Consider the following 18062-nt stretch of genomic DNA (forward strand, 5'->3'; position numbering starts at 1 on the left):
CCTTTGGGTACCCGTCGGTAATACGGCTTCACCGAGTACACACAAGGCGCCAGTGGCTGCTGGCAACGAACGCCCTGATCAGGGCGTTGTGCGGTGACGAGTTGGGGTGATTCAGCCTTTTACGATCCCGAGCCGGTCCCGGGCGCCCTTGAACACCGAGGTGCCTTCCTTCTCCTCGGGCGTGCCCTTGGGCATGTCGACGCGCAGTTCGTACATGCGGTCGTCGCGGGTGCGGATCATCACCCGCATGACCCGCCTGGGGTCCTCGTCCAGGTTGTAGGTGGTGTCCGCGAGTGCGGCCTCGTAGCCCTGGACGCTGGTGCGGGTGTACTGCGTGTGCGCGTCCTCTTCGTCACCTTGGTCACCGCCCCAGACGACGCGTGTCTTCCTGGCCTGGTCCATCGGGGAGCCCGGTGCCTCGTCCCAGAGGAGGAGGCGGACCTGGATCGAGCCGCCCCGCTCGCTGCCGTAGAGCGCCATGCGGGGCTGGTCGGTCGTGCTGCCGGCCTTGTCGAGTTCGCGGTAGTGGCTCGGGAGCCGGAGTACGGCCGCCATGTCCTGGTCGCGGTGCGGGGTCCAGGCGTCTTCGGCACCCGGGGCGGGGGTGGCGGTGGGGGTGGGGGCCGGGGACCTGCGGGCGGCCTCTTCGGTGGTCTCCGCGCTGCTCGTGTCGCCGAGGTGGGTGGCGGCGCCTATGCCACCGGCGAGCAGAGCGCTCATCAGGGCGAGAGGGCCGGGGCGGAGAAGGCCTTGGCGCTTCGGCGGTATGGGGTCGTTCCGCGTCACGGAGCCGGGGCGGGGTTCCTTTGGCGGTGTGGCCGTGTCGTCTGCGAGCCGGAGCGTGTCGGCGTCCTCCTCGGCGGACTCCCGTAGGTCCGCGGCCCGCTGAGTCTCCTTCGGTATCTCCTCCGCCGCCGGCCACTGACCGGCCACCGCCGCGAGCACCTTCGCGACCTCCTCGGCGTCCGGCCGCTGGTCGGGGTCCTGCACCAGCAGTCGTACGATCAGCGGCCCGAGGGGGCCGGCCTGCTGCGGTTCGGGCGGCTCGGCGGCGAGGATCGCGGCGAGCGTGGCCTCGGGCGTGGTCCGGCGGAACGGGGACGCCCCTTCCACGGCGGCGTACAGCAGTACGCCCAGGGACCACAGGTCGGAGGCGGGCCCGGCGATACGCCCGGACATGCGCTCGGGGGCGACGAACTCCAGCGAGCCGACGAACTCCCCGCCGGCCGTGAGCGACTCCTCGCCCTGCACATGGGCGATGCCGAAGTCGGTGAGGACGACGCGCTGGTGCGGGCCGAGCAGCACATTGGCCGGTTTCACGTCCCGGTGCACGATGCCGACGGAGTGCGCGGCACGCAGGGCACCGAGGACGGCGAGGCCGATCCGGGCGGCTTCGCGCGCGTCGACCGGCCCGCGCCCGAGCATCTCGTGCAGGGACTCGCCCTGGACCAACTCCATGACGATCCAGGGAAGTCCGTCGAGTGCCGCGTCGACCGCGTTCAGCCCGTCGCGTCCGACCGGCCGGTGGCGATCGGTCCTCCCGTCGCGTGCGTCCGGCCGGCGCTCCGGCTCGACGACCACGTCGTGGATGGTGACGGCGGCGGGGTGGTCGACGCGGGCGGCGGCGCGGGCTTCGCGGTAGAGCCGGTGGGCCGCCCGCCGGTGGCTCTCGTCCTCCGGGTCGCCCGGCAACCGGGGCTGCTTGACGGCGACGTCACGCTGCACAAGCTCGTCGTAGGCCCGCCAGACGGTGCCCATCCCGCCGGAGCCGATGCGCTCGATCAGCCGGTACCGCCCACCGACCGACCGGCCCTGGGCGCCCGTCCCGCCCCCGTCGTTGCTCATGCCCCATCAGTACCCCGCGGGGCGGCCGCTTGTCGACGCGAGTCAGTGGCCGGGCACCGGTTCAGGTCCCGTCGGTGTCCGGGTTCGCGATCGCCGTCCGCGCCACCTCACGCCCGCGTTCCGGCGTCTTCGGCCCGCACCACCCTGGCCGCCCATGACCTGGACGACTCTGCGGTGGGCCGGTGTCGGTGTGTCACGTCGCGGTGCAGGATGCCCGCCGTGTGCGCGGCCTCCGGCGCGCCGAGTACCTCCAGGCCGATCCGGGCCGCCTCGCGTGCGCCGGGCGGTCGAGCCGGGCCGCGGCACGTGCTTCGCGGCGCGTCCGCTCGAAGGCGTCGGCGCGTTCGCGTTCGGGAAAATGCCCGGGGACACGGGGCTGGGGGGCCATCAGCTGCACGCCGTGTCAGGGCGAGGGGGAGGTGGTGGCGGCAGTGGCGGCGGTCGTGGTGGCGTTGGTGGCTGCCGGAACGCTCGGAGTGCGCGTGCCGGGGGAGGACTCCCCGGCCGAAGGCGTCTTCGGCGCGGAACTCCTCGGCGTGCGGCCCCCGTCCCCGGCGCCCCCGTCCATGAGCAGCGCCGCCGCCGACACACCCGCTCCGGCCATCGCGGCGACCAGCAGCGCGGCCACGAGCACCCGGCGCGTGGGCTGCCGGAGCAACTGGTCGTGCTGCTGATCCGGGCCGGGCATGCCCGTCGGCGGCAGCGGCGGTTGCCGATCGGTGTTGTCCTGGGGCCGTCCGTGCGGGGCACCCCGCACCGTCGGCGCGTACCCGGGCGGCGGGGCCTGCGGCGTACTGCCCGTCTCGCGGAACGCCCGCAGCATCCGCTCCGCCCGGTCCGCGTCCAGCCGCCGGTCCGGATCGCGTTCCAGCAGGCCCTGTACGACGGGCAGGAGCGGCCCGGCCTGCGCGGGCGGGCGGATGTCGCCGACGACGACCGCGTGCAGGACGCCGCCCAGCGAGTCGCGGTGGAACGGCGACTCGCCGCTGAGGGCCGCGCACAGCAGCGCGCCCAGCGACCACAGGTCTGACTCGGGCCCGGTCCGGACCCCGGACATCCGCTCGGGCGCGGTGTACTCGGGCGAGCCGACGAAGGAACCGTTCTCGGTGAGCGTGGGGGCGCCCGCGACCTGGGCGATGCCGAAGTCGGTGAGGACGATCCGGTCGGTACCGTCCTCCAGCAGCACGTTGTCGGGCTTGAGGTCGCGGTGCAGCACCCCGGCCGCGTGCGCGGCGCGTAGCGCGCCGAGCAGCGCGATACCGATCCGGGCGGCCTCCGCGGCGTCGACCGGACCTTGGGTGGCGAGACGGTCGGCGAGCGAGCCGCCCTCGATCAACTCCATGACGATGTACGGGCGTTCGTCGTCCTCGACGACGTCGTGGACGACGATGATGTGCGGGTGGCTCAGCTGGGCGACCGCCCGCGCCTCACGCAGCGTACGGTCCCGCTGCCGACGCGCGTCCGCCGCGGAGAGCGACTCGTCGAAAGGGAGCTCCTTGACGGCCACGCCCCGGCCGAGCAGCTGGTCGGTCGCCCGCCAGACCACGCCCATGCCACCGCGCCCGAGCCTCGCCTCGACCCGGTAACGGCCCGCGATGACACGCATGTTGTGCCCCTCGGTCCCCATGCGGCAATCATGCCCCACCGGAGGGATGGGCTCCGGGGCAGCGGCCTGCGGGTGGCCGAAACACATGGCTCTGTGTCAGGGGGCTCCCGTGCCAGGGGCGGGGCTCCTGCGTCAGGGAGTCTTCTCGTGCCAGCCCTGCAACAGCGACGTGAACTGCTTGCGCGCCTTCGCCCAGTCCTGCGCGGGCGCCGACATGTAGAGCGCGTACTCGGTGCCGTCGCGGGCGACGTACGTCTGCTCGATGGCCCTGCGCGGCCCGGGGAACTTGGTGTCCTTCGCCTGCGCGGTCCAGGTGTACTCCCACAGCGCGCCGTCCCGGTCACGGTAGACGTTGCGTTCCAGCTTCACCCGCTCGTAGTCGACCAGCCGCTGCAACTGCTGCTCCAGGTCCAGCTGGTGGGCGTACGGGTCGGCGAAGTCCGGGGAGGTGTCGACGGCGATCCGGATGAAGTGCCGGCCGCCGTCGGGCGTGTAGTCGATCTGCTTGAGCTCGCCCTGCGGGCCGAAGGTCTGGCGCTTCCAGCCCTTGGGCAGGTAGAGGCTGAAACCCGCGGGGTCGTCGCGGCGGGTCCAGCCTGCGGGAACCGAGCCCCCGGGCTGCTCCATGGTCGTGGGACCGGCCGAGCCGGATGCGCCGGCCGGCGTCTGCCGACTCTCGTCCCACTGCTGGAGCACCACCGCGGTACCTCCGCCGATGATGGCCGCGAGCGCGACCACGAGGGCGAGGGTCCGAAGCCGGCGGCGCCGGCCCGAACCGGTCGGCTGCGGCCCCATCGCCGTCGGGCCGATCGTAGTGGGACCGCTCGTCCCGTCCCCGGTGGCGAAGGCCCCGGCTGCGGGAGGGCCGGCCGTGGCGTCGCCGGCCGTCGGCGTCCCGGTGGCCGGCGTCCCGGTCAGCGGCGGGAGCGGCGTCCGGGTGTGCGATCCCGAGCCGGTACCGACCGTGCCCGCGCCGGACGGGCTCGTGCCGGACGCGCCCGTACCGCTGTGCGCGTCCCGGTACGGCGACGATCCCCCGTACTGCGTCGGCACATACGCCTGCGCCCCGCTCGGCCGCCGTCCCTCCGCCGCCTCGGCGAGCATCTGCTCGGCCTCGGAAGCGTCGGGCCGGGCGGCCGGATCCTTGCGCAGCAGGGCGGTGATGACGGGCGCGAGCGGGCCCGCGTGCTGAAGCTCGGCGGCCTCCTCCTCGACCACGGCCTGCATGGTGGTCAGCGGTGTGGTGCGGCGGAACGGCGACCGGCCCTCCACCGCCGTGTAGAGCGTCGCGCCGAGCGCCCACAGGTCGGAGGACGGGCCCGGGTCGTGGCCGCGCACGCGCTCGGGCGCCAGGTAGTCGACCGAGCCGACGACCTCTCCGGTCCGGGTGATGGTCGTGTCGCCCTCGATCTGGGCGATGCCGAAGTCGGTGAGCAGGACGCGTCCGTCACGGCCGAGGAGGACGTTGCCCGGCTTGACGTCGCGGTGCAGGACGCCGGCGGTGTGCGCGGCGCGCAGGGCCCGCAGCACCCACATGCCGATGCGCGCCGCCTCGCGCGGCTCGACGCGCCCCTCCTCCTTGACCGCGTCGGCCAGGGAGCGGCCCTCGACCAGCTCCATCACGATCCACGGGCGGCCGTCGTGCTCCAGCACGTCGTGCACCGTGACGACCGCGGAGTGGTTGATCCGTGCGGCGGCCCGGGCCTCGGCCCGGGTCCGCGCCAGCAGGATGGCCTGCTCGCTCTCGGAGACGTAGAGGGCAGCCGTCAGCTCCTTGATGGCGACGGACCGGTGCAGCACCTCGTCATGTGCGCGCCATACCCGGCCCATACCGCCACTGCCGATGGAGTCGGCAAGCCGGTAGCGGCCCGCGACGAGCAGGCCCTGCATCTGATTCACGTTGCCCCGCAATGGTCTTGACAGGGTCAGCGTAAGGACCCGCCCTTCCCCAGGGAACAAGCGGGGTACCTCGGTAACCGCACTGTGACGGTTGTCCCTGTCCGGGACGGCAGGGAACCCTGAGGTGAACTCCGGCGTGCGGCGAGCTGTTCAGGCCGCTTCTCAGGGCGTATCCCAGGGCGTTTCGGGCACGGGAGGCAGGGCCCTCACTTCGTCGCCTTGTAGGTCGCCGCAGCCTGCTCGTACAGCCGCGTCACCTCGTCCCGTTCGGACTCCGGGCCGCGCACCTGGACCACGTGGTACCGCCCGTCGACCAGCATCGCGAGGTTGCGCACATACAGCTCGCCCCCGTCGTCGCCGGTCCACGTGAACTGCCCCTCGGCCATGGTCCGCCCGCCCACCTCGATCGTCTTCAGCCCGGTGGAGGTGGCCCAGCTGGAGTCGCGGTACGGCTGCAACTCGCGCTCCTTCTCCCGCTGGTAGGCCATCGGATCGCTGCCGTACTCCGACGCGCTGTCCCGGCCCGGTACGACGATGAGCTCGAAGTCGCCCTTGGCGTAGACGACCTGGCCGCTGCCGCTCCGCGCGGTGCGGTCCCAGCCCTCGGCGACGGCGACCTGGAAGCCCGCCGAGTCCTTGCGCAGGGTGAAGCCGTCGGCGACCTCGGGGCCGGTGGTCTGCGTCTCCGTGGAACCGGCCGATGTCGACGGGCTCTTCTCCGGCTCGGGCGACGCCCGGTCGGGCCGGGGCTCGCCGCTGGCGTCCGGCTCGGGCGCCTGGCTGACCTCACCGGCCACACCGGTGCGGTCCGTGCCCTCCGCGCCGTCGGTCCCCGACTTGGGCATGAAGAGCATGGCGTAGGCGACCGCCGCGGCCATCGCGAGCAGGACGAGCAGGAGCAGGGTGCGGCCGAGCCGGTGCGGCGACCGCGATTCCTTCTTGGCCCGCTTGTGCCGCCCGTGGTGCGCGGGCAGCCCGGCCCGCCGCCTGCGCACGAGCTCGCCCCGGCGCCGTACGACGGGCAACCGGCTCGCGTCGACGGGCGGGGCCGCGACGACGTGCACACCGGCCTCCGGCTCGGGCGCCGAGCGTACGAGCGAGCGCAGCCAGCCGCGCAGTTCCTCGAAGTCGAGGCGATCGGTCGGGTCCTGACGCAGCAGCGACTCGACCACCGGCCTGAGCGGACCGCACTCCTCGGCGTACGCGGGCGGTTCCGCGCACACCATCTGCACCAGCTCGGCCGTCGACTCCTCCGGGTAGGGAGCATGCCCCTGCACGGCCCTGAAGAGCAGCGCGCCGAGCGCCCACAGGTCGGTGGCGGGACCGATCGGCGCGGCCAACTGCCAGTTCTCGTGCACGGGTCCGGCCTGCTCCGGCGCCCAGCGCTCCGTCACGGGCCCCACCACTGCCATCCGCGCCTGCCGCGCCCGCTCGGCGGCCAGCGCCGTGGCCGGACCGCGCCGGGGTGCGGGGGTGTGGGCGACCAGGTCGTCCCACCGGGTGGGCTCGCTGCGGGCAGCGGGGTCCGAGGCCGGGGGGAGAGCCGTCTGCTCCTGTCCCTGGGGCGAGGGCGCACTGCCCGTTCCGCCGCGGGGGGTGGCGCCGTGCCAGGCGTTCGTGCGGGGGGCGCCGCCCACGCCGTAGGGGTCGGCTATCTGCCCTGGCGGGGCCGCACCGGGCCCCGTGCTCTGCCCGGGGACGTACGGCGACCGCGCCGAGCCGCTGCTGTGCGGCCCGGGCCCGCTGTCCGGGGCGGGCCGGGCGCCGGGCAGCGCCGCCCGGCCGTTCTGCTGCGTCTCCTGGACCCGGGCGGCGGCCCGGGAACCCGCCCGGTAGGCCGCGATCGCCCCGGCTCGTGCCGCCCGCGGGTCCTCGCTGTCCTCCACGCTCCTGCGGGCCGGCACGGCCGCGCTCCCGGTGTCGGCTCCGGCCGTCGGCAGCCCCCGGGCCTCCCGAGCCTCTATGGCGGCACGCCGCGCGGCCTCGGGATCGGCCGCGCCGCCGGCACCAACCGGACCACCGGCGCCCTTGACCAGCCCGGCGCCGCCGGTCTCCTGCCCATGCTCGTCGAAGGCCGCAGCCGGAACGGGGTCGTACCCGCACAGCGCCTCCTCCGCCGCGCCCACCGCCAGCCCGGTCAGCATCACCCGGCCGTCGTCGCATACGAGGACCGTCCGCGCGGTGATGTTCCGGTGCACCCAGCCATGCGCGTGCAGCACCCGCAGCGCCGTGAGAACGTCGGAGGCCACCTCGGCCGCCCGGTACGGCGTCAGCGGCTTCTCGGCGAGCAGCGCCGCCAGCGGACGCGCGGCCACCAGCTCGCTGACGATCCACAGCGAACCGCCCTCGGCGAACACGTCGAAGACCTGGTCGAGTCGCGGATGGTCGGGAATGGCCGCCGCGGCCTGCGCGGCCTCGACCGCGCGCCGTACCACCGGGTCCGTGGGCCGCCGGGTGCCCGGACGGGTTCCGGGTCGCCGCGCGCCACTGTCACGTGCCGTGAAGCCGTCGGGCAGCCCCTCCGCGTCGAGGACCTCCGCCTCGACCACCTCCGGCAACGGCACCTGCCTGACCAGGACTTCCTGTCCGCTGTAGGTGTCGAAGGCCCGAGACTCGGTGAGTTCGTACTCGTCGGACGGCGGCAGCGGCAGGCGGTAGCGGTCGGCGAGCACCCGTCCCGCATAGTCGTCCACGTTGCCTCCCCCGGCAGCCTGGTCGGTCACATCCGTTCGCCCCACGGTCCGTTCCGGCTGCGTACGGTCCGCAAACATTCACGATACGTGCCGCGGACAACCCGCAATGTGGGGATGCCAGATCTCACTCCCCAAACCCGGGGCCGCTCATGCTCAGGACTTGGGTTCGAAGGTCTTCGTCAGCGTCCGCCAGGTCTCCTTGCGCAGCTCACCGCTCCAGTCGGCCGCTTTCGCCGTGTACATCAGCGCGTAGCCCTGCCGGTCGTCGACGACGAAACCGCGGTCGATGGTCCGGTACTTGGTGCCGCCGTCCATGTAGGTGAACTCCCAGTCGGCCGTGTTCCAGCTGCGGTAGTCCACCTTCTCTATTCGGATCTTCTTGTACTGCGCGCGCTGCATGTAGCGCTCCTGGTTCTTCCAGTCCGCCACTGGGTCGCCCTTGGGCGTGGACGTCCAGGCGATGAGCAGCTTCTGCCCGTCGGGCCCGGTGAACCGGTCGCCGGCGGCACCCGTGGACTGGTACTTCCACCCCTTCGGCAGTCCGATCGAGTACCCCTGGCTGCCCTGGTGTGTCGACTCCGCGGCGGTACCCTTCCCAGCGCCGGAAGACCCGCCCGCCTGGTCGCCGGGCGTGCTGTTCGAGGCGGGCTTCGACGGCGCGGGCTGCGTCGCCGCGCCGTCGGTGCGCGTGCCGTCGCTCTCGTCGCCCTTGGTGTCGGCACTGCTCGACGCGGTGGCGACGGACTTGCCGCCGCTCCCGCCGACGGCCCCCTTCGAGCCCTTGTCGTCTCCGCTGAGCGCGATGGCGAGCACGGTGCCGATCACGGCGAGCGCCACGACCACCGCGATGATCATCAGCGTCCGCCGCGGCACCACGTCGGAGAGCGGCGCCCTGGGCGCGGGCCGCGGCGGCAGGTCCGGCGGCGTCATGACGGGCCACCCCGAACTCCGGCCTCCGGACGCCGACTTCGCCGCACCCCGCTCACCGGCCCCGGCAACCGCCCCCGAGGCCGACGCCGAACCCGGCTTCGACACGGACGCGCCCGCGTCCCCGGCCTTCCCACCCTCCGGTCCGGAAGAGGCCGTACCGGCCTCGGACTCGGTCCGGGACGCGGCCGAGGCCGAGGCCGAGGCCCCGGCCGTTCCCGCAGCGGCCTTGCGCACGGAACGCAGCGCCCCGCGCAACCGCTCCCCGGCCTCCTCGCCCCGCTTGCTCCCGGAACCCCCCGAGCTCCCCTTGCCCGAGGACCTGTCCGGCTGCGCCGGCAGCGGCACGACCTTCGTCGCGTCCATCGGCTCCGGCTCGGCCGGCTCGGGTGCGTGGATGACCGAGGTCAGCATCGCCCGGGCGCCCGCGTCGTCGAGCCGCTTGACGGGGTCCTTGGTGAGCAGCCCGTGGATGACGTCCTTCAGCGGGCCGGCGTTCTTCGGCTCCTCCAACGGCTCGGTCATCACCGCCGTGAGAGTCGCTATGGCCGACCCCTTGTCGTACGGCGGCGCGCCCTCCACCGCCGCGTACAGCAGCCCGCCGAGCGACCACAGGTCGGCCGCCGGGCCCGGCTTGTGCCCGCGCGCCCGCTCCGGGGAGATGTAGGAGGGCGCGCCGACGAGCATGCCGGTCGAGGTGATGGACGGGTCGCCCTCGACCTGGGCGATCCCGAAGTCCGTGAGCACGACCCGGCCGTCCTCGGCGATCAGCACGTTCGACGGCTTCACGTCGCGGTGCAGGATGCCCTCGCGGTGCGCGGACCGCAGCACGTCCAGGACGGCGAGCCCGACCTCCGCGGCGCGCTTCGGTTCGAGGAGGCCGTCCTCCCGGATGACCTCGGCGAGCGACTTGCCCTCGACGAGCTCCATCACGATCCAGGGCCGGTCGTCCTCCTGGACCACGTCGAAGACCGTCACGGCGCTGTTGTTGCGGATCCGCGCGATCGCCTTGGCCTCACGCAACGTCCGCGTGATCAGCCGCCGCTTCTCCTCCTCGTCGATGTTCGACGGGAACCGCAGCTCCTTGACGGCGACCGTCCGCCCCAGGGTCTCGTCCTGGGCCCGCCACACCGTGCCCATACCCCCACGGCCGAGCACTTTGCCCAGCCGGTAACGCCCCGCGAGGAGACGCTCCCTGTTGTCCTGACGAGTGTCCTGACGAGATGTGCCCGCCCGCTCCGCCTCCGACATGCGTCCCCTCATACAACCCGCCCTGACAGAGCCTCCATTGTCTCTCACCCGACAAGTGCCCAGCGCCCAGGGGCCCCCTGCCGAAGCGCCCCCGCGGGCCCGCCCACCCGGAACCCGGCTGCGGCACACCGCGCGCCGCCTTGCATGATGGCCCCCCGACGCCCCGACGAGGGAGGAGCCCGCGTGCCGCCCTTTCGGACATTGCTGGCCCTGCCTGTGTCCGTCGCCCTCCTCGGCCTGCCTCCGGCCGACTCGTCGGCTCTCTCCGCTCCGCCCACGGACGCGGTGCTCCCCCTCCTGGTGACCCGGGGCAGAGCTCCCGCCGCGGCCCTGCTGGCCCGGGAGGGAACCACCACCCGCTATGCCCAGGCCGGGCAGGGAATCGCCCGGTCGGACCACTTCCGTGCCGGAAGCGTCACGAAGACGTTCATCGCGACGGTCGTGCTGCAACTGGCCGCCGAGAACCGGCTGTCACTGTCCGACACCGTGGAGCAGCACCTGCCGGGCCTGGTGCGGGGAGCGGGCAACGACGGCCGCGCGCTGACCCTGCGCTCCCTGCTCACCCACACCAGCGGCCTGTACGACTACACCAAGGACACCGGCGGAACCGCCCCCGTCACACCCCGTCAGGCCATACGCATCGCCCTCACCCACCCCCCGGCCGAACGCGGCCGCTTCTCCTACTCGAACACCAACTACGTCCTGCTCGGCCTGATCATCGAGCAGGTCACCGGCCACTCGTACGCCACCGAGGCCGAGCGCCGCATCATCACTCCCCTGCGCCTGACGGGCACCTCCTTCCCCGGACCCCGCTCCTCGCTGCCCTCTCCGCACGGCCGCGCCTACGCCGCCGACGGCACCGACGTCACCGATCTCGACCCGAGGGTGGCCGGCGCCGCGGGCGAGTTGGTGACCACGCTCGCCGACCTGGACCGCTTCTACTCGGCCCTGCTCGGCGGGCGGCTGCTGCCCCCGCACCGGCTGCGCGAGATGCTCGACACCCGTGCCGCACATGGCGCGTACGGCATGGGGCTGTTTCCCGAGAAACTGCCGTGCGGCACCACGGTGTGGGGGCACAACGGGCACATATCCGGCAGCTACGTGCGCACCGCAGCCACCGTCGACGGCCGGCGTGTCCTCACCTTCCGCGTGAACACGGACGCGATCGCAGATCCCGGTCTCGAACCCGCGGTGCTCGCGGCCGAGTTCTGCCCCCGCACCTCGTAGAACGACCGGGTTCCGAACGTAGATCCCGGTTCCCGACACTCGTTCGGGTGATGTCCGGTGCGATCACAGGAACCCCGCCCGCGGCGCCCCTGAACAGCGCGCTTACAGCGGCACGATGTCCGGCGCCCCCAGCCGCGCCGCGTCCGCCGTCAGGTCGTCCGGCTGGCGCTGCGACTCCCGCTCCGCCTCCACCCGCTTCTCGTAGTGCTGGACCTCGCGCTCGATCTGGTCCTTGTCCCAGCCGAGGACCGGCGCCATCAGCGCGGCGGCGTCGCGTGCGCTGCGCGCGCCCCGGTCGAAGGTCTCGATGGAGATGCGCGTCCGCCGGGTCAGCACGTCGTCCAGATGCCGCGCCCCCTCGTGCGAGGCGGCGTACACGATCTCGGCGCGCAGATAGTCGTCGGCCGCCGCCAGGGGCTCGCCGAGCGACGGGTTCTCGGCGATGAGGGCGAGGACCTCCTCGGCCAGCGTGCCGTACCGGTTCAGCAGGTGTTCCACCCGCACCACGTGGAGACCGGTCCGGGCCGCGATCCGCGCCCGCGCGTTCCACAGCGCCCGGTAGCCCTCGGCGCCCAGCAGCGGCACGTCCTCGGTGACGCACTCGGCGACACGCATGTCGAGCCCGTGCACCGCCGCGTCCACCGCGTCCTTGGCCATGACCCGGTAGGTGGTGTACTTGCCGCCCGCCACGACGACGAGGCCGGGCACGGGATGCGCCACGGTGTGCTCGCGCGACAGCTTGCTGGTGGCGTCCGACTCGCCCGCGAGCAGCGGCCGCAGGCCCGCGTACACGCCCTGGACGTCGTCCCTCGTGAGCGGCACCGCGAGCACCGAGTTCACATGCTCCAGCAGGTAGTCGATGTCCGCGCTGGAAGCGGCCGGGTGGGCCTTGTCGAGGTCCCAGTCGGTGTCCGTGGTGCCGACGATCCAGTGCCGGCCCCAGGGTATGACGAACAGCACGGACTTCTCCGTGCGCAGGATGAGCCCGGTCGTGGAGTGGATCCGGTCGCGCGGTACGACCAGATGGATGCCCTTGGACGCCCGTACGTGGAACTGGCCGCGTTCCCCGACCATCGCCTGGGTGTCGTCCGTCCACACGCCGGTCGCGTTGACGACCTGCTTGGCGCGGATCTCGTACTCGCCGCCCGCCTCGACGTCCTGCACCTTCGCGCCGACGACCCGCTCGCCCTCGCGCAGGAAGCCCGTGACCCGCGCGCGGTTGGCGGCCTTCGCGCCGTACGCCACCGCCGTGCGCACCAGGGTCGCCACGTACCGGGCGTCGTCCATCTGGGCGTCGTAGTACTGGAGCGCCCCGACCAGCGCGTCCTTCTTCAGGCAGGGCGCCACACGCAGGGCGTGGGAGCGGGTCAGATGGCGGTGCATGGGCAGGCCCCGGCCATGGCCTCGGGCCATGGACATGGCGTCGTACATCGCGACGCCCGACCCGGCGTACATGCGCTCCCAGCCCTTGTGCTGCAAGGGGTACAGGAACGGCACGGGCTTCACCAGATGCGGGGCGAGCCGCTCCAGCAGCAGGCCGCGCTCCTTCAGGGCCTCCCGTACGAGCGCGAAGTCGAGCATCTCCAGGTAGCGCAGGCCACCGTGGATCAGCTTGCTGGACCGGCTGGAGGTGCCCGACGCCCAGTCACGCGCCTCGACCAGCCCCGTGGACAGGCCCCGGGTCACGGCGTCGAGGGCGGTGCCCGCACCGACCACGCCTGCGCCCACCACCAGCACGTCCAGCTCGCGCTCGGCCATAGATGCGAGTGACTCGGCGCGCTGCGCCGGCCCGAGTGTCGCTGTCCTCACCGCTGCCTCCGCTCATCGGTCGCGCCGGCCGCACCCGTCGGGTGAGACCCCGCCCGTATCCCCCATGCCCAAATTCTGACCGCGTTGCCCGACTTCAGCCACCACGGGCCGTCAGCCTGTGGACAACGCTCACGGAACACTCACCGAAACTCGGCCGAGCAATCCCGCATATCGGTCATATTTACTCCTAGTCTGACATTGCGCTCGCCCGTCCTGTCCACAGGGCTTGCGCACCTGTCCCACTTCGGCTATCGGGAAGGACGGCCACGCCATGCCCGCAGATCTCGCCGTCATCGGACTCGGCCCGTACGGCCTGCCCCTGGCGCAGGCCGCCGTCGCCGCCGGCGTCGCCACCATCGGCTACCGGACCGGCCCCGAGGCCGGCTCCCTCAGCCCCGCCGAACAGCGCCGGATGCTCTCGGGGGGCTTCCGGACGGCCACGAACGCCGCCGAACTCGTCCGGGTGCGCACCGCGGTCATCTGCCCGCCGACCCCGCGGGGCGCGGACGGCGGACTCGACCTGAGCCAGCTGGAGGCGGCCGCCCGCACCCTGGCCACTCATCTGCGCCCGCACACCACTGTGATCCTGGAGTCACCTGTGTACCCGGGGACGACAGAGGAATTCCTGCGTCCCCTCCTCGAAGAAGGATCGGGTCTGCGCGCGGGCCGCGACTTCCACCTCGCCTACTCCCCCAGCCGCGTCGACCCCGGTAACCGCGACTTCACCCCCGCCAACACCCCCAAGGTCATCGGCGGCCTCACCCCGGCCTGCACGGAGTCGGCCGCCGCCTTCTACGGACGGCTCACCGACAAGGTGGTACGCGCGCGTGGACCCCGCGAGGCGGAGACCGTGCAGCTCCTGGAGACCAACTACCGGCACGTCAACATCGCCCTCGTCAACGAGATGGCCGTCCTCTGCCACGACCTGGGCGTCGACCTGTGGGACGTCGTCCGCTGCGCGGAGACCAAGCCGTTCGGCTTCCAGGCCTTCCGCCCCGGCCCCGGCGTCGGCGGCCACGCGGTCCCGCAGGACCTGACCGCCCACGGCGGCCGCACCCTGCGCATGGTGGAACTGGCCCAGCAGGTCAACAGCCGGATGCCCGGCTACGTCGTCCAGCGCGCCGCCACGCTCCTCAACGAGCACGGCAAGTCGGCCCGCGGCGCACGCGTGCTGCTCCTTGGCGTCACCTACAAGCCCGACCTCGCCGACCTGCACGCCACCCCAGCCCAGGAGATCGCCCTGCGCCTGATGGAACTGGGCGCCTCGGTCAGCTACCACGACCCGCACGTGCCCGCCTGGAGCGTCCTCGACCGCCCGATCCCCCGCGTGGACTCCCTCTACGAGGCGGTCGCCGACGCGGACCTGACCGTCCTCCTCCAGCAGCACCGCACGTACGACCTGCAAGGCTTGTCGGTGAAGGCACAGCTGCTGCTGGACACGCGGGGGGCGGCGCCCACGGGGGCGGCACATCGGTTGTGAAGAGGGGCGCGTGGGGCGCTGAGCCCCCTGGGCTGATGGCGCGGGGCACCCCGCCGCCAGTACCTCGGGGGACGGCGGAGCCGACCGCAGGGGCTGATGCGGCAGGCTCCTGGATGGATCACGGAGTGTCCGCCCCTAGTTCTCGTGGGGGCGGCCGCTCACCATCCGAAAAGTCGCAAGATCCACCTCCTCCGGCACTGCACCATCCGAAGACGGAGTCGGTCCCAGCGGGTGGGCTTGCGGTGGCGTCCCATGGACGCCCCCTTCCACGACGCCACCCATTGGCCCGGTAGGCAGCACGTCGGAATCGGGCGGCCCCGAGGGGCCGGGGTCCGGAACCGTGTCCTTGGAAGGGGGCACCCAGGAGAACCGGGGCGCCGATCACGGACACCAGCGCCTCGGAACCGCCCTCCACCGCGCCGTCCGGCCCGAAGGCAACCACACGCCCCCATACGCCAACTCGCGCCCCGCCAGGACCAGTTGGACACGCGAAAGGGCCCGGTCACTCACCCGAGTGACCAGGCCCTTGCTCGCCCTGGGGGGTACCGACTACCGCCGGTGCTGCGAGTCCGCCACCGTCACCTCGACCCGCTGGAACTCCTTCAGCTCGCTGTACCCGGTCGTGGCCATCGCCCGCCGCAGCGCGCCGAAGAGGTTCATCGAGCCGTCGGGGGTGTGGGACGGGCCCGTGAGGATCTCCTCGATGGTGCCGACCGTGCCGAGGTCGACCTTCTGGCCGCGGGGGAGCTCCTCGTTCACGGCCTCCATGCCCCAGTGGTTGCCCTTGCCCGGGCCGTCGGTCGCGCGGGCGAGCGGGGAGCCCATCATGACCGCGTCCGCGCCGCAGGCGATCGCCTTGGGCAGGTCGCCGGACCAGCCGACACCGCCGTCCGCGATCACGTGCACGTACCGGCCGCCGGACTCGTCCATGTAGTCGCGGCGGGCCGCGGCCACGTCGGCGACCGCGGTGGCCATCGGGACCTGAATGCCCAGCACGTTGCGCGTGGTGTGCGCGGCGCCGCCGCCGAAGCCGACCAGAACGCCGGCCGCGCCGGTGCGCATCAGATGCAGGGCCGCGGTGTACGTGGCGCAGCCGCCGACGATCACGGGGACGTCCAGCTCGTAGATGAACTGCTTCAGGTTCAGCGGCTCGTGCGAACCGGAGACGTGCTCCGCCGAGACCGTCGTACCGCGGATGACGAAGATGTCCACGCCCGCGTCGACGACGGCCTTGGAGAACTGGGCCGTGCGCTGCGGAGAGAGCGCGGCAGCCGTGACCACGCCCGAGTCGCGCACCTCCTTGATCCGCGCGCCGATCAGCTCCTCCTTGATGGGCGCGGCGTAGATCTCCTGGAGGCGCCGGGTCGCCGCCTCGGCGGGCAGCTCGGCGATCTCGTCGAGCAGCGGCTGCGGGTCCTCGTGCCGCGTCCACAGGCCCTCGAGGTTCAGCACGCCCAGGCCGCCGAGCTCGCCGATGCGGATGGCGGTGGCCGGGGAGACTACCGAGTCCATGGGAGCGGCCAGGAACGGCAGCTCGAAACGGTAGGCGTCGATCTGCCAGGCGATCGAGACCTCCTTCGGGTCCCGCGTACGGCGGCTGGGGACGACGGCGATGTCGTCGAAGGCGTACGCCCGGCGGCCGCGCTTGCCGCGCCCGATCTCGATCTCAGTCACGTCTGTGGCCTTTCCCTGATGCGTTGCAGCGTCTTCCAGTATCGCCGACGGGCACGACGAGGGCGGCCCCGGATGCTTCCGGGGCCGCCCCATCAGGCCTGGTGCCTACTGCCGGCTGTAGTTCGGCGCCTCGACCGTCATCTGGATGTCGTGCGGGTGGCTCTCCTTGAGGCCCGCGGAGGTGATCCGGACGAAGCGGCCCTTGGTCTCCATCTCGTCGATGGAGGCCGCGCCCACGTAGCCCATGGTCTGGCGCAGACCGCCGACGAGCTGGTGCAGCACGTTGGCCAGCGGGCCGCGGTAGGGCACCTGGCCCTCGATGCCCTCGGGCACGAGCTTGTCGTCGGCCGCCACCTCCGCCTGGAAGTAGCGGTCCTTCGAGTACGACTTGCCCTGACCCCGGGACTGCATGGCGCCGAGGGACCCCATGCCGCGGTAGGACTTGAACTGCTTGCCGTTGATGAACTGCAGCTCGCCCGGCGACTCCTCACAGCCGGCGAGGAGGCTGCCCAGCATCACCGTGTCGGCGCCGGCGGCCAGCGCCTTGCCGATGTCGCCGGAGTACTGCAGACCGCCGTCGCCGATCAGCGGGACGCCCGCCGGACGGGCCGCGAGGGACGCCTCGTAGATGGCGGTGACCTGGGGGACGCCGATGCCGGCGACCACACGCGTGGTGCAGATCGAGCCGGGGCCCACGCCCACCTTGATGCCGTCGACACCGGCGTCGATCAGCGCCTGGGCGCCGTCACGGGTGGCGACGTTGCCGCCGATCACGTCGACACCGACGCTCGACTTGATCTTCGACATCCAGCTCAGGGCGTTGCTGTTGTGGCCGTGCGAGGTGTCGACGACCAGGAAGTCGACCCCGGCCTCGGCGAGCGCCTGGGCCCGATCGAGCGCCTCGGGGCTGGCGCCCACGGCGGCACCGACGATCAGGCGGCCCTCGGCGTCCTTCGCGGCGTTGGGGTACTGCTCGGCCTTGACGAAGTCCTTGACCGTGATGAGGCCCTTGAGGATGCCCGCCTCGTCGACCAGGGGAAGCTTCTCGATCTTGTGGCGGCGCAGCAGCTCCATGGCGTCGGCACCGGAGATGCCGACCTTGCCGGTGACCAGCGGCATCGGGGTCATGACCTCACGCACCTGACGGGAGCGGTCGGTCTCGAAGGCCATGTCACGGTTGGTGACGATGCCGAGCAGCTTGCCGGCCGGGTCCGTGACCGGGACGCCGCTGATGCGGAACTTGGCGCACAGGGCGTCGGCCTCGGCCAGCGTCGCGTCCGGGTGCACCGTGATGGGGTCGGTGACCATGCCGGACTCGGAGCGCTTCACCAGGTCGACCTGGTTGACCTGGTCCTCGACGGAGAGGTTGCGGTGCAGTACGCCGACGCCGCCCTGGCGGGCCATGGCGATCGCCATGCGGGACTCGGTGACCTTGTCCATCGCCGCGGAGAGCAGCGGGATGTTCACGCGGACGTTGCGGGAGATGCGGGACGAGGTGTCGACCGCGTTGGGGAGCACCTCGGATGCACCCGGCAGCAGCAGCACGTCGTCGTAGGTCAGCCCGAGTGTCGCGAATTTGTCGGGCACGCCGTCGACGTTGGCAGTCATGACACCTTCCCCAAATGGCCTTGATCGGTGCGGATGTCCATGC

10 protein-coding genes and 1 pseudogene are annotated in these 18062 nt (G+C 72.6%); 2 read left to right on the forward strand and 9 right to left on the reverse strand.

Annotated features, from left to right (window positions below):
- Positions 1 to 111: 111 nt before the first annotated feature.
- The 6 genes and pseudogenes from ACZ6TU_RS02595 to ACZ6TU_RS02620 all read right to left on the reverse strand — a co-directional run bounded on the left by ACZ6TU_RS02595 (position 112) and on the right by ACZ6TU_RS02620 (position 10221).
- Complete coding sequence (locus tag ACZ6TU_RS02595; protein WP_467671946.1) at positions 112 to 1845, reverse strand: serine/threonine-protein kinase; 1734 nt, start codon at positions 1843 to 1845, stop codon at positions 112 to 114.
- Positions 1846 to 2039: 194 nt separating this feature from the next.
- Positions 2040 to 2239, reverse strand: a pseudogene (locus ACZ6TU_RS02600) (serine/threonine protein kinase); the annotation flags it as partial.
- Positions 2240 to 2248: 9 nt separating this feature from the next.
- Positions 2249 to 3472, reverse strand: a complete 1224-nt coding sequence (locus ACZ6TU_RS02605) for a serine/threonine-protein kinase (protein ID WP_469546136.1) — start codon at positions 3470 to 3472, stop codon at positions 2249 to 2251.
- A gap of 111 nt (positions 3473 to 3583) precedes the next feature.
- A complete protein-coding gene (locus tag ACZ6TU_RS02610; protein WP_469546576.1) occupies positions 3584 to 5341 on the reverse strand; it encodes a serine/threonine-protein kinase in 1758 nt (585 codons plus the stop codon).
- Between the two features lie 215 nt (positions 5342 to 5556).
- The gene (locus ACZ6TU_RS02615) at positions 5557 to 8043 is read right to left on the reverse strand and encodes a protein kinase (RefSeq protein ID WP_469546139.1); all 2487 of its coding nucleotides are present in this window, start codon (positions 8041 to 8043) and stop codon (positions 5557 to 5559) included.
- Positions 8044 to 8196: 153 nt separating this feature from the next.
- Positions 8197 to 10221: a serine/threonine-protein kinase gene (locus ACZ6TU_RS02620; RefSeq protein WP_469546580.1), complete on the reverse strand. Its 2025-nt coding sequence runs from the start codon at positions 10219 to 10221 to the stop codon at positions 8197 to 8199.
- A gap of 183 nt (positions 10222 to 10404) precedes the next feature.
- Between ACZ6TU_RS02620 and ACZ6TU_RS02625 the strand changes: the two genes are divergently transcribed.
- Positions 10405 to 11448 carry a serine hydrolase domain-containing protein gene (locus ACZ6TU_RS02625; RefSeq protein ID WP_469546142.1) on the forward strand — a complete coding sequence of 348 codons (1044 nt, stop codon included), beginning with the start codon at positions 10405 to 10407 and terminating at the stop codon, positions 11446 to 11448.
- Positions 11449 to 11550: 102 nt separating this feature from the next.
- Here the strand turns inward: ACZ6TU_RS02625 and ACZ6TU_RS02630 are convergent, their stop codons facing one another.
- Positions 11551 to 13257 carry a glycerol-3-phosphate dehydrogenase/oxidase gene (locus ACZ6TU_RS02630; RefSeq protein ID WP_467671954.1) on the reverse strand — a complete coding sequence of 569 codons (1707 nt, stop codon included), beginning with the start codon at positions 13255 to 13257 and terminating at the stop codon, positions 11551 to 11553.
- Between the two features lie 271 nt (positions 13258 to 13528).
- Between ACZ6TU_RS02630 and ACZ6TU_RS02635 the strand changes: the two genes are divergently transcribed.
- A complete protein-coding gene (locus ACZ6TU_RS02635) occupies positions 13529 to 14737 on the forward strand; it encodes a nucleotide sugar dehydrogenase (RefSeq protein WP_469546146.1) in 1209 nt (402 codons plus the stop codon).
- 549 nt (positions 14738 to 15286) lie between these two features.
- Here the strand turns inward: ACZ6TU_RS02635 and ACZ6TU_RS02640 are convergent.
- Both ACZ6TU_RS02640 and guaB read right to left on the reverse strand, forming a co-directional pair.
- On the reverse strand, positions 15287 to 16411 hold the full coding sequence (locus tag ACZ6TU_RS02640; protein ID WP_467671958.1) for a GuaB3 family IMP dehydrogenase-related protein: 1125 nt from the start codon (positions 16409 to 16411) through the stop codon (positions 15287 to 15289).
- Positions 16412 to 16516: 105 nt separating this feature from the next.
- Positions 16517 to 18019 (reverse strand): IMP dehydrogenase, encoded by a 1503-nt coding sequence (gene guaB, locus ACZ6TU_RS02645; RefSeq protein WP_469546150.1) that lies wholly within the window; start codon positions 18017 to 18019, stop codon positions 16517 to 16519.
- Positions 18020 to 18062: the final 43 nt, after the last annotated feature.

Source organism: Streptomyces sp. NPDC052064 (assembly GCF_055585925.1).